Genomic DNA, 12829 nt, shown 5'->3' with positions numbered 1-12829 from the left:
TACCGTTGTGAATGGACTGTAACGATTTGATTGTTATGATTTAACAGCTCCCAGTGTCATACCGCCTACAAAATACTTTTGTAGGAATGGATATACGAGCAAAATAGGAAGCGTGACGGTAATCGTGATTGCCATTTTAATCGACTCTGGCGAAATTTGAGCCATTTGCTTAGCCATATCGTTGTTATTCGCCATATTGGCGCCGCCTTGCTGCGTACTTTGCAGTATCTTCATCAGCTCAAATTGCAGCGTTGTCCATTGTGCGGCGGTTCCGTTGTACAAGTACGTATCAAACCATGCGTTCCATTGATTTACCGCTAAAAAAAGAGCAATTGTCGCCAGTACAGGCTTGCACAGCGGTAGAATAACCTTCCAATATATTGTAAAGTCATTTGCTCCATCCAGCTTGGCAGACTCCTGTAACGCATATGGCAAACCATCCATAAAGGAACGAATGACAAAAACGTTAAATGCGCTGATCAGCCCCGGAAAAATATACACCCAGAACGAACCCAGCAAATGCAAATCACGCATCAAAATAAACACAGGCACCATCCCGCCGGAAAAATACATCGTCAACGCCAGAAACGTGGATATGAACTTGCGCGCGCGGAAATCGACCCGACTCAGCGTAAATGCAAGCATAGAAGCACAGATGAGTCCCAGCAGCGTTCCAACCACTGTACGTAAAATGGATACCTGCAGACCCCGAAGCAGGCCATCGTATTGGAAAATCGTTTTGTAATTTTCGAGTGTAAACTGGCGCGGCCATATATAAATACCGCCACGCACCGTATCCGTCGAATTGTTCAGGGAAATTGCCAGTACGTTCAAAAACGGGTACAGCGTCAACACCACGATCAGAGCCATTAAGATATAGTTGAACAAGTCAAACAGCTTTTCTGACCGTGTAGCGTTAAATGCCTTATTCGTCATTTCGCTTCTCCCTCCCTACATGATGCTTTCTTTGGTCAGTTTTTTGAATATACCGTTCGCTGTAAACAACAATAGAATGCTAACCATTGAGTTGAAAATGCCTATTGCCGTCCCGTAAGAGAAGCGGCCCAAATTAATCCCGTAATTCAGTGCATACAAATCCAGCACTTCCGAATAATCCGTTACGAGACTGTTGCCAAGTAAGAACTGCTTTTCAAAACCATTGCTGACCAGATGCCCAATCGCCATAATAAACAGAATGGCGATAGTCGAGCGGATACCCGGCAGTGTAATATGCCACATCTGTCTCCAGCGGCTGGCCCCATCCACACGCGAAGCTTCATACTGTTCCTGATCAATTCCTGTGATGGCGGCTAAATAAATAATCGTATTCCAACCCGTCTCTTTCCATATGTCGGAAGCGGTTACAATGTACCAAAACCAACTCCCCTTGGCCATGAACTGAATCGGTTCATCCACAATATGAAGCGCTACCAATATATCGTTAATAATCCCTCCGTCAATGGACAGCATTTTCGTCACCAATCCGGCCACAACTACCCAGGATACAAAATGCGGGAGGTAGGATACTGTCTGCACAACTCGCTTGAACAGCATACCACGCAACTCATTTAACAGAATTGCAAAAAAGATAGGTACAACAAAACCAAAAACAATACCCATCAGGCTCATCGCCAGCGTATTGCGTAATACCAGATAAAAACGTTCATCCTGAAAAAGCTCAATAAAGTTGTCCAACCCTACCCACTTTTGATCCCAAAACGATTTGGCTGGTTTATAATTTTGAAACGCCATTGTCCAGCCCCATAGTGGAAAATAACTGAAAACAAACACCCATATGACGAAAGGAATGGACATAAAGTAAAGATACTTTTGCTGTTTCACGCTGTTCCACAGGCCTTTTTCACCGCGTTCGGGCTTCGATCCGCGAGCCTTACGCGGTCTTCCCCGATTGGATTCAGGAATCGCAGTATCAGCGCTGGAAGCGGTTTCAGTTGAAGATCCCATAACAAGCTCCTCCTCATCTCTAGATACTATTATCATACTTTGCTGGCTCAGAAGCGGGTACCCGACGAATTAGGAGAAAAATCAGTTCAAAATTAGATATATGGGGAGTGGATTAAGATTTACATTGAAGCCACTACGCATGCGGATGGTGCTTCCCATCGCTGTTGTCCCCGGATTTCTTGGATAAGCAGACAAAGGTTGAAATCCGGTGACAAAGGCGACCGCTATCGCTTGTACAGCACCATTCCGCCTGCTCCGTTCTCATGTAAATTCCTGAGAGAAGAAAAAACAAAAGATCAGCTAATGTAAGCTGATCAGAGGTAAAGGATAGTGCATATTGCACCACAGCTGGATGATGATATATATACACATACTGTCCCAATTCACCTAGTTAAAAGAAAAAAAGCTTTCTGGCATCAATGTGCCAGAAAGCTTTTTTTGATTTATTTTACTGTGATCGTCCCGTAGTACATGTACATGCCACAATTATACTCATATATGCCCGGTTTCAAGTCCTGGACGGTAAAATAATTATTTTCGTGATCCAGGTAAACGTCCATTCCGATCTTCAACGACTGTACTTCATCAATGCAAGTAAAAGACGTCATTTTCTTGAAATTGATCTTGGTTGGAACGCCGGCTTTCACTTCAATATTTTTAGGATAGAAACCGTCCCCTTTTACACCTACTGTCACAATCTCGTATTTGGCTTCATCTGGCTCTTCCTGAGCTTGTTTAGGTTGAACGGCCGGAAACGACGACACGCTCCCCTGAAAATAAAACAAGACAAACCCGCCCATGATCAGGGCTACAAAACCAATCAGCATCAAATGCCAATGTTTAGAGATGAGTGTTTTCATTTCTTTCAGCCCCCTCCAGTTGAATGTCTACATGAGCATGTGACGCATCAACTCTAACCAGTATATAAAAGTTAATCGAAATTTTAAATACCTTGTTTCAAAGCTTCTAGCAGATGAATCATATTATCCGACATGGTGATCATCACTAATTTTCCAGACCCGGATGATCCAGCTTATACAGATTACGGTACCGGGCATGATCGCGCCAAAGCTCATCATGACTGCCTCGCATGGAGATGGTGCCTTGTTCCATAAAGATCACCTCGTCCATATGCTTCATACCCGTGAGATGATGAGTGATCCAGATCAATGTTTTGCCTTTCAGTACGCGAAACATCGTCTGCATAAGTTCATGCTCCGTCAGTGGATCAAGCCCCACTGTCGGCTCATCCAGCAAAACAATCGGATGGTTTTGCAGCAAAATCCGCGCCAGTGCAATGCGCTGTCTTTCTCCACCGGAAAAGCGAAGGCCCGTCTCCTGCATTCTTGTATCGTAACCCTCTGGTAAAGAATCAATCAGAGCTCCAAGCCCTACCTGCTCCGTCACTGCACGAACCTCATTCAGTGAAGCGTCGGGTCGTCCTAAACGAATGTTGTTGGCTACCGTCGTATCAAACAAATACGGTTGCTGGTTTAGCACCGCAAACAGACTGGAGTATGCTCCACCTGTAAATACGGGAACGCCTGCGACAGTGACGCTCCCTTCATCAGGTTGCAATGCTCCCTGAATCAGATTCAGCAGCGTAGACTTGCCCGCACCACTGCGGCCAAGCAATGCAACCTTCCCCCCCTGGGGTACGTGTAGGGAGATATTACGCACACTCCATTCCTGCGTTGCAGCATAGCGGTAGCTTACGTTGTTCAGCAGTAGCTCTCCCCCGTGGCTTAATCGCTGAGCGGTAGCCTGTTCTTCTTTAGTATCTGCTGCATCGTCTGCTGCTGGTTGTCCTGCATCTGATCGTGCTGCAAGTGCAGATGTATCTTTCTCGGAATCCTTTAGCCGTCGAAGTGAATCCTGATACTCCGGCGCATGAACCACCGCTTCTCCAGCGCGGACGAAGGCATCCAGCAACGGAAAAGTTACTAAGGCAAAGGATGCCAGCCATGTGGCTTCAATGCGATTCTGTGCTACCAGTCCTCCGGCCCACACAGTCATAATTACAATTCCGCCGCCTACCAGGCATTGTGCGATCCAATGAGAACGCCACTCGTTCCGACGAAGTGAATTTTCCACCATGGCTGCCCTCTTGTGCCGTTGTGTAAAGGTGTTAAGGAAATGCCCAGTCCGTCCACTCAGCACCAGATCACTCATGCCGAACAAAGCATCCGTCAGTTCCTGATAGGCTTTACTCCGTTCCTGCTTGAACGTACGCCGTTTGGCGAGTGAGGTCCAAAGTGAGATAGCCGGGGCGATGAAAAGCAAAAATCCCCCATATAGCGCCATCAGCAAGGCAAATGTTCCGTCCATCCAGCCAAGCGCCAAGATGCCTGCTGCATAAATCAGCAAAGCCGATAACGCAGGCAGAACCAGCTTCAGATAGATATTTTGAAGCTGCTCAATATCCTCCGCCAGCAATCCCAATAGATCCCCTGTACGAAATTTGCTGCGGATCATCAGCGCCTGCGGTTCCACTGCCCGATACAAGCGTACTCGCATACGAGACACAAGGCGCAGCGCAGCATCATGGCCTACCAAGCGTTCCAGATACTGAATGACGGCTTTACTAAAACCAAACGTTCGCACAAGCACAATGGGCACATACACCATTAATATATTTTCAGGCTTTAAGGCCGAACGAGTAATCAGATGGCCGGACGTAAAGAGCAGCGCGCCTGCACACCCAATGGACAGCGCACCCAAAAGAGCTGCTGCTAGAAAGGCCCAAAAATAGTGTTTCAGATAAGGCAAAAACCAGCCTTGGCTACTATTGTCCGTTGCTCTCATATCGTCCGTCCCCTCCTTCCGACATTCCCGTCAGCAATCGGTAATATTCTCCCTTTTGGGCAACTAGTTGCTGATGGGAACCTACCTCTTCCAGACGGCCTTGATTCATCATCCAGACACAGTCCATATCCGGCATCCAATGCAGCCGATGGGTGGCAAGAAACATTCTTTTGTGTTTCAATACGGACAAAATGGTCTGTTTTAATTCCCATTCTGTCTCAATATCCAAATGTGCCGTAGGCTCGTCCAATAAAATGATCGGACGGTTACTAAGCAAAGCCCGTGCCAAGGCAATCCGCTGCGCCTGCCCTCCACTCAATGTCCGACCTGCTTCCCCAATAGACTCATTCAATCCACCCGGAAGGCCATTCACCAGTTCACGCAGTCCAACCGCGTCAATCGCCCACTTTACCTGCTGGTTGGATGCTTCCGGTTCATAAAAGCGAATATTATCTGCCAAAGTAGCGCTAAACAGGTAAGGATGCTGTGGAATATAGGCAATATGCCGTTGCCATTCAGCTTTGGTATCCACAGATAATCGGCATCCATTAAGGATCAGCTCACCTGAAGTGGGGTCAGAAAAGCCGCCAAGCAGACTAAGCAATGTCGTTTTGCCTGCACCGCTCGCTCCGACGATGCCAATCATGTTCATGTGCGGTTCAACACTTGCAGACACATGTTCAAGCCGGGCGGAGCCGTCTTCATTAAGAAAACACACATCGGACAGCTTGAGGATGTTCTGCCCCGTGATGTCTAATCCTTTATCATTAGCTGTCTTCGGCTCTATCGTTTCATCCTCTGCAACGAGAATGGAGCGTATCGCTCCCCAAGCCTCCTTACCGTCCAATGAGGCGTGATAGTCTGATCCCAACTGGCGTATAGGCATAAAATATTCCGGTGCCAGAATAAGCACCGCAAGCGCTGCCTCCAGTCCCACCGAACCACTAATCAGACGCAGCCCCAAGCCTACTGCTACAAAAGCGACCGACAGCATACTGAAAAAATCGAGGGCAAATGAAGAAAGAAACGCTACCCGCAGCGTACGCATCGTTGCCGTACGGTATTGGTCGCTGACCTTCCCTACGCTTTCCCCATGCGCCCGACTGCGTCCCAAAAACCTTAGTGTCTGTAGGCCACGCAACGAATCCGTGAAATGATGTGATAATAGACGATAGGAACGCCACTGCTTGTCTGCCTGTTTTCGCGCCGCCAAGCCGAGTAAAATAAAGAAGCCCACCAAAATCGGCATCGTAGTCGTCAAAATCACACCTGAAATCATATCTAATGTGAAAACATACACAAGCACCAGTAAGGTTACAGCCATCATGTCTATCATACGAGGAATGGATATTTCCAAATAATTGCGAAACCGATCCACACCATCCAGCGCTAGCGTCACCAACTTGCCGCTTCCTTCCCGTGCGGCAAAACCCGGACCCCGCTCGAACAAACGCGCAAGCAGACGCTCCCGTAAGGAAGCGCCTGCTGCTTCGGCGAAACGACCGGCTGTCCGGCGTTGCAGCCAAATCATCGTATGCCTCACTGCAAAAGCCGCGAAAAACAACGCCAGCGATGGCCAAGCCATTACCAGCGGATTTTTATTAAAGAAAACCGTTACAGCCTTTGCCAAAAAGATGGCTTGTGCAATTACCGCTGCTCCCTGGAGCAGGGAAAGGGCGGCCAGCAGCAGCATTACTGGCCGAATGCCCTTTAATTCAAACCAGGCTTTATCCATTAGTATTCCAGATGATCCTTCTCACTGAGACGCTTATGGAAAACAAAATAGCTCCACGCCTGATAAGCCAACACAAAGGGTAAAAGCGTTGCTGCAACAATCGTCATGGCTTTCAGTGTGTAATGACTGGAGCTTGCATTATATATCGTCAAATCAAAAGCACTGTTGATCGAGCTCACCATAAATCTTGGGAACAAGCCAACGAATAACGAAACGAAGCTTAGCAAAATGATGACACCTGTCATCCCGAAAGCCCATCCTTCGCGGCGCTGCCTCAGGAAATACCATGTCAGCACATAGGCGAGAATTCCCACCGCAACCGCAACATACATAAAGGGACCACGACGTGCAAATAAATCCGTTGCAAAATAAGTCCATACCACCATACCAGCAAGTAGAATTCCCAATACCGGAAGAAATTTGGACGCGATCACACGAGCACGATCTCTGACTTCACCAATCGTCCGCAGAGAAATGAACGTCAGCCCGTGCATGAGGCACATTCCGACCACTGTCAGTCCAATCCATACGGTGTATCCATTGAACACATCCAAAAATCCGGCTTTCAAATCCATGTTTTGCTGAATAGGTACACCTTTCACCAAAGCCGCAAAGGCCATACCAAACAGCATCGGCGGCAGGAAGCTGCCAATCAGAATGCAAGTATCCCACGTTCCTGTCCACCCTTTTCCTTCGGCCTTGCCACGGAACTCAAAGGAGACTCCTCGCAAGATCAAACCTAGCAAAATAAACACAAATACCAGATAATATCCGCTGAACATCGTTGCATAAAAATGCGGAAAGGCGGCAAACATCGCACCTGCTGCTGTAATCAGCCACACTTCGTTGGCATCCCAGAATGGACCAATCGTATTGATCATCAAACGTTTTTGTTGGTCATTACGCGGCACTAATCCTGTTGCCATCCCCACGCCAAAATCAAAGCCCTCTAGAAAAAAGAAGCCTGTAAACAACACTGCGATCAATAAGAACCATAAATCATTTAACGACAATGCTGTCACCTCCTTGAGCAAATGGATCATGAATGACTGTATGCTGATGCGGCTCAATATCTGGGCCTTTACGAGCGGTGCGAGCAAACAGGAATGCCAGTACACCCGTTAAAATGAGATACAGCGTCGTAAATGCAATCAGGGAGAACAGCACTTCTCCTGCTACAACGGTAGGTGAAACAGAATCTTTCGTTTGAAGCAAGCCAAACACAGTCCACGGCTGACGTCCCATTTCTGTCATGATCCAGCCTGCTGTATTCCCAATGAACGGGAGCGATATCCCCCACAGCATAAGGCGGAAGAACCAACGATGTGAGCCCTCCAATTTTTGTCGAAAACTCAGGTAAGCTCCGTACAGAGCAAGTGCAATCATGGCACATCCTGCCGCAATCATAATGCGGAAGCTCCAGAAGGTCGTACGGACAGGCGGAATATAATCACCTGGACCGTAGGTCTTTTCATACTGTGCTTGAAGTTCCTTCATACCAGGCACAGAGCCAGAAAACTTGCTATACGACAGAAAGCTCAGTGCAAACGGAACCTTAATCTCAAAGGTATTTTCCTGCTTATCAGGATCAATATTTGCAATAACCGTCCAAGGCGCCGGATCGCCGCTGTCTCCCCACAGAGCTTCACTGGCTGCCATCTTCATGGGCTGTGTTTTGATCAAATATTGAGCCTGTCCATGACCAAACAAAGGAATAGCAATGGCACAGATTAATGCAACAATAATGCTCAATTTAAAAGAAGGTTTAAAAAAGTCCATATTCTTTTTATGCATTAGCTTCCAAGCACTAATACCTGCTACGAGAAAAGCGCCGGTTGCAATGGCAGCAAAAATGGTGTGAGGATACTCCCACAAAAGCTGCTCGTTCGTTAACAAGGCAGCAAAATCCTGCATTTCTGCCCGGCCATTTACAACCCCATATCCTACGGGACGTTGCATGAATGAATTGGCAGCCAAAATCCACAAAGCCGAGAGCATCGTACCGATCGCTACTAGCCACATGCAAATTAAATGGACAGTTTTGGATAATCTTTCCCAGCCGAACACCCATAGACCGATAAAGGTCGATTCCAGGAAAAATGCGAGCAATGCTTCAATGGCTAGCGGCGTACCAAATACATCACCGACAAAACGGGAAAAGTCCGACCAATTCATTCCGAACTGGAACTCCTGCAAAATCCCGGTGACTACCCCTAGCGCAAAGTTAATCAGCAGAAATGTCCCCCAGAATTGAGCCATTTTTTTGTACAAATCCTTTTTCTTGATAACATACATAGTCTCCATAATTGCCACCAACAATGACAATCCAATGGAGATCGGCACATAAACAAAATGAAGAATCGTAGTGGTTGCAAACTGCAACCGTGCCAAATCCAATACGTCCATGATGCTGCTCCTCCCCTGTACTTCCCTTAACAATGATTTAATGTTTGTGATCTGAAGTCTTTTGTATTTGTGATTGTATTCACACTCTTACATATGAAACCGTCACTTTTTTAGGAAATGACCCACTCAGCTAACTTGCCATGGTTGCCATAACCGGGCTTCAGATTATCCCCATTATATAGAATAAATTTAAATGAAATAGAATCAAAAATGTGAACATCGTGTCAAAGTTGTGTCATAACGATGGCGTTTTTATGAAAATGCCTTAAAATCCATAATGAATGTGACATTTTCTATTGATCCGTCCTTTTTCAACATATAAAAAAAGCCTCTCTTCATTCGAAGGACATACCTCCGACATCTGCAAGAGAGACTTCATAACGTTAAACTTAGAAAATCGATCAACAGCCATCTGTTCCTCCGTTTTTTTGGGTCTGATTACGATAGGAGGAAGGCGACATACCAACATATTTTTTAAATTTACTATGAAAATAATCTGCATTCGCATATCCCACGCGACCCGCCACTTGGTGCACCTTAATCCCCTGTGCAAGCAATTCCCTTGCTCGCTCAATCCTTACCTTATCCAGGTAGGCATTAAAGGCCTCGCCTGTATGACTTTTGAACAGTTTGCCCAAATACCCACTATTGTAATTGAACATATCCGCCAGTAACTCCAGTCGCAAATTTTCATCATAATGACCATGTATAAAGTCAATCATTTGCTTCATGATGATCTCCTTGCCACTCGTATCAGTCTGGCCAATCCACTGCAACACATGCTCGAGCGAGTGATCCACCAGCTCGCCCAATGTTGAATAAGCATATACATTGGTAATCAGGTTAGAGTGCTCCTCCAGCACGGTCCGGCTGTGTTCTTGTCCAGCTGCATACTTGTTCAGTGCCAGTGTGAATGTCTGAGCGAATGCCGCCTTGATTGCAGATTCTGTACGATAAATCTGTGGAAATTGGATTTCCATGTCCTTAATGACACGGGTCGCCGCTTTACCATTAGCCATATCCAGCGCATAGTACAGCTTTTCTGCATAACGCATGGGGTCATCCGAGGCTCTGTCAGACGCTTCATCCATTTCAGCATGGACTGTCTCCCATTCACGTAGGTCTCCGGGAAGCATGACTCTTTCTGCCCGGAACAAAAACGTACGCTCCAATAATCGTAACGCTTGTTCAAAAGATCTGGGGATATCGCTAAGAATGTCTACCGGAGCGCCAGCAGCCCCATAGATTTCATTTACCCAAGGCTTTAGTTCCTGTCGCCATGCAGCCAGCAACTGAACAGCATCTTGCTCCGTTTTTAACATGGCAGGAAGCAATAGGCCCGTATATATTCCAGCCTCAAACACAATGCCTCTATCCTGATCACGACACAATTCCGCTAGCCGCTGCTTTGCTGCCAACTGCCGGGCTTGCCGATCCCAGTCAGGTATACGCAAATCCAGCAAAATCACCTGATAGCTACTCCAGTCCAATGCTGGTAACGCTGGCTGTTGTCCATGCTTTCCAGCGCCGCTTTGGTGATCAGCTTGCTTGGATGCACGATGGCTGGGTTCTACATTATCCCGAGGGTGCTCTGAATGAACCGGAAACAACAGTGCTTCAATCCAATCGCGCTCATGCGAAGATGGACTCCCCCACTTTCCATCTCCCTTTTCATTCTCAATGCTTTGTCGTACTCGTTTCAGCTCTAACGTCATTTCTTCCTCATCAACCGGCTTCAACAGATAACCATCCACCCCGAATCCCATGGCTTGCCTAGCATAATTAAAGTCTGCATATCCGCTTAAAATGAGAAAGTGAAACGGCTCCCCATTCATTTGGCGTATGCTTTGTATAACCTCCAATCCACTCATCCCAGGCATACGAATATCTACAATGACCAGTTCCGGTCGATGCTCTCCGAACTTTTCCAGAGCCTCGCGTCCGTTCTCTGCCGTATCGACGATGCGAAAGCCACAATCCCCCCAGTCAATAATGGAAGACAGTCCTTCACGAATCGCAGGCTCATCATCTACAATCATCGCTTTATACATTCGACGCTTCCTCCCTTGGTATGGAAAAGTATACGGTTGTTCCTACCTGTAATGCGCTTTCAATATGCAGACCATAACGTTCACCATACATCAATGTCAGACGTTGATGAACATTACGCAGACCAATACTGCTCCCTTCCGGCTCCTCCGTACCCGTGATCCGAGCCAACAGACGGGTCAGTTGTTCTTCCTTCATGCCAATTCCATCATCAGCCACTTTAATGTGCAGTTCTCTTTGTTCTATTGTGATATCTACCTTCACGGTAACTGGATCTTCCTTATTTTCTAGGCCATGAATAACTGCATTTTCCACTAGCGGTTGTATGATTAAGGGAGGAATCGACATCTCCTTCGCGCTTTCTTCCAAATTCACTTCATAGACCAAACGATTCCCAAACCTGAACTGCTGAATTTGCAAATAGGATCGAACCATATCCAGCTCCTGTAATACGGTTGTTTTACCACTGCCAATCTCCAGATTCCTGCGCATCAGCCTGCCAAGCAAACGGACCGTCGTTGCAATCTCTGCTTCCCCATTCAAATGTGCTTTCATTCGAATGGATTCTAACGCGTTAAACAGAAAATGCGGATTAATTTGGCTTGCCATCATTTTTAGCTTGATATCCTTTTGTGCCAATTCAAGCTTATTGTTATGCTCACTCGTCTCATAGACCTGTGCCATAAGCTGGCGGATACTACTTACCATGTAGTTGAAACGGCGCGATAAATCACCGATCTCGTCCCTTCCCTCCACACTGGATACTACATGAAAATCACCCGCCGCTACCTGGCCCAGCTCATAGCTCAACCGCTGGAGCCGTTTGGTAATAAGCCAGGAAATGATGGTAATCAGAATCAGCGCCATGATGAGTACCGCTAGTACACATAATGCGCCAATCAGGCTGACCCGGTTCGCCCCCTGCACGATATGTTCCGTGGAAAACACCGAAATAATTGTCAATCCGCTCACACTTGAGGTTGGCAGCAGCTCATCCACAATAATGTTCGAGGACGTTCCGTTGATTTTTGCTTCATATATCCCCTTACCTGCACGCTGGACATCAAAGCCTAAATGTAAATCGGTCAACGTCTGACCTACCGACTGTGGATGGGTAGCTGCGACCACAATCCCGTTACGATCCGCAATCAATGTTTCAAAGGGCTCCTTGCTTAGCATATGATTCAACTCGGTCTGACTCAGTGCAATCATCAGAACTCCCTTGGAATTGTATTCGGGAAAAGGAATTTGCCGTACCAGGCTGAGGCGATTAACCGGGGTATCCTCCTTATCCTGAATGTAAAACCAGTTAATCGCCGTCCCCTTCAAAGCCTCCTGGAACCATGGCTGCCGCTCAATGTTAGAGTCCACAGGAATAAACTCCAGATTGTTGACCAACGTCGGATTGTACGAATAGAACCGGATAGTAGCAACCTCTCTATATTGCTGGGTGTACTCATTAAAATCCTTGTATTGATGGTACGCATTCATGAGCTCCACCATGCCGGGATAACGACGGTTCGCCATCTCCTTTAGCCTTTTATCGAACATCAGCCCATTTGAAATATCTGTTGGCACACGTAGTAAATTTGCTGTCTGGCTCTTAATCTTTTCCACATTATTTACCGTCTGGGCAATCGCACTGTCCAGTGCCTGCTCTCGTAAATAAAAAGTAACCCAGCCGCCCACCACCAGCACTGGGATCATGACAATCAGTACGTAGGAGAAGAGCAGCTTATTCCGCATACGCATATTATTCATCAGATGCCGGACTCCACGATACATGCCATCCCTCCCGCGAAATAAGCGCTTACATATTTTCAGTTTAAAGCTTCACAACATTTATATCCATATTTTCTTGCAAAATAA

At 46.7% G+C, this 12829-nt stretch carries 9 protein-coding genes; all 9 read right to left on the bottom strand.

Annotated features, from left to right (window positions below; genetic code table 11):
• Positions 1 to 33 precede the first annotated feature (33 nt).
• On the bottom strand, positions 34 to 936 hold the full coding sequence (locus BN1546_RS15380) for a carbohydrate ABC transporter permease (RefSeq protein WP_013373111.1): 903 nt from the start codon (positions 934 to 936) through the stop codon (positions 34 to 36).
• A gap of 15 nt (positions 937 to 951) precedes the next feature.
• Positions 952 to 1965: an ABC transporter permease gene (locus BN1546_RS15375; RefSeq protein ID WP_090738192.1), complete on the bottom strand. Its 1014-nt coding sequence runs from the start codon at positions 1963 to 1965 to the stop codon at positions 952 to 954.
• 443 nt (positions 1966 to 2408) lie between these two features.
• A complete protein-coding gene (locus tag BN1546_RS15370) occupies positions 2409 to 2825 on the bottom strand; it encodes a cupredoxin domain-containing protein (protein ID WP_013373114.1) in 417 nt (138 codons plus the stop codon).
• A gap of 145 nt (positions 2826 to 2970) precedes the next feature.
• Complete coding sequence (cydC, locus tag BN1546_RS15365) at positions 2971 to 4770, bottom strand: thiol reductant ABC exporter subunit CydC (protein ID WP_090738190.1); 1800 nt, start codon at positions 4768 to 4770, stop codon at positions 2971 to 2973.
• Positions 4751 to 6505, bottom strand: a complete 1755-nt coding sequence (gene cydD / locus BN1546_RS15360; protein WP_090738188.1) for a thiol reductant ABC exporter subunit CydD — start codon at positions 6503 to 6505, stop codon at positions 4751 to 4753. The genes cydC and cydD overlap by 20 nt, the downstream gene beginning before the upstream one ends.
• On the bottom strand, positions 6505 to 7518 hold the full coding sequence (gene cydB, locus BN1546_RS15355; protein WP_025674771.1) for a cytochrome d ubiquinol oxidase subunit II: 1014 nt from the start codon (positions 7516 to 7518) through the stop codon (positions 6505 to 6507). The genes cydD and cydB overlap by 1 nt, the downstream gene beginning before the upstream one ends.
• Positions 7505 to 8911, bottom strand: coding sequence for a cytochrome ubiquinol oxidase subunit I (locus BN1546_RS15350; protein WP_025674770.1), 1407 nt, complete (start codon positions 8909 to 8911; stop codon positions 7505 to 7507). Before BN1546_RS15350 ends, cydB begins: the two co-directional genes overlap by 14 nt.
• A 401-nt stretch (positions 8912 to 9312) precedes the next feature.
• Entirely contained in the window at positions 9313 to 10962 is a 1650-nt protein-coding gene (locus BN1546_RS15345) for a response regulator transcription factor (RefSeq protein ID WP_090738186.1), read from the bottom strand.
• A complete protein-coding gene (locus BN1546_RS15340; RefSeq protein ID WP_090738184.1) occupies positions 10955 to 12745 on the bottom strand; it encodes a cache domain-containing sensor histidine kinase in 1791 nt (596 codons plus the stop codon). The genes BN1546_RS15345 and BN1546_RS15340 overlap by 8 nt, the downstream gene beginning before the upstream one ends.
• Between the last annotated feature and the right edge of the window lie 84 nt (positions 12746 to 12829).

The organism is Paenibacillus sp. Mc5Re-14 (genome assembly GCF_001049835.1).
GTDB classification, from domain to species: Bacteria; Bacillota; Bacilli; order Paenibacillales; family Paenibacillaceae; genus Paenibacillus; species Paenibacillus polymyxa_C.
Note: the sequence above shows the minus strand (reverse complement) of the source record. Positions and strands in the feature narration are given on the sequence as shown.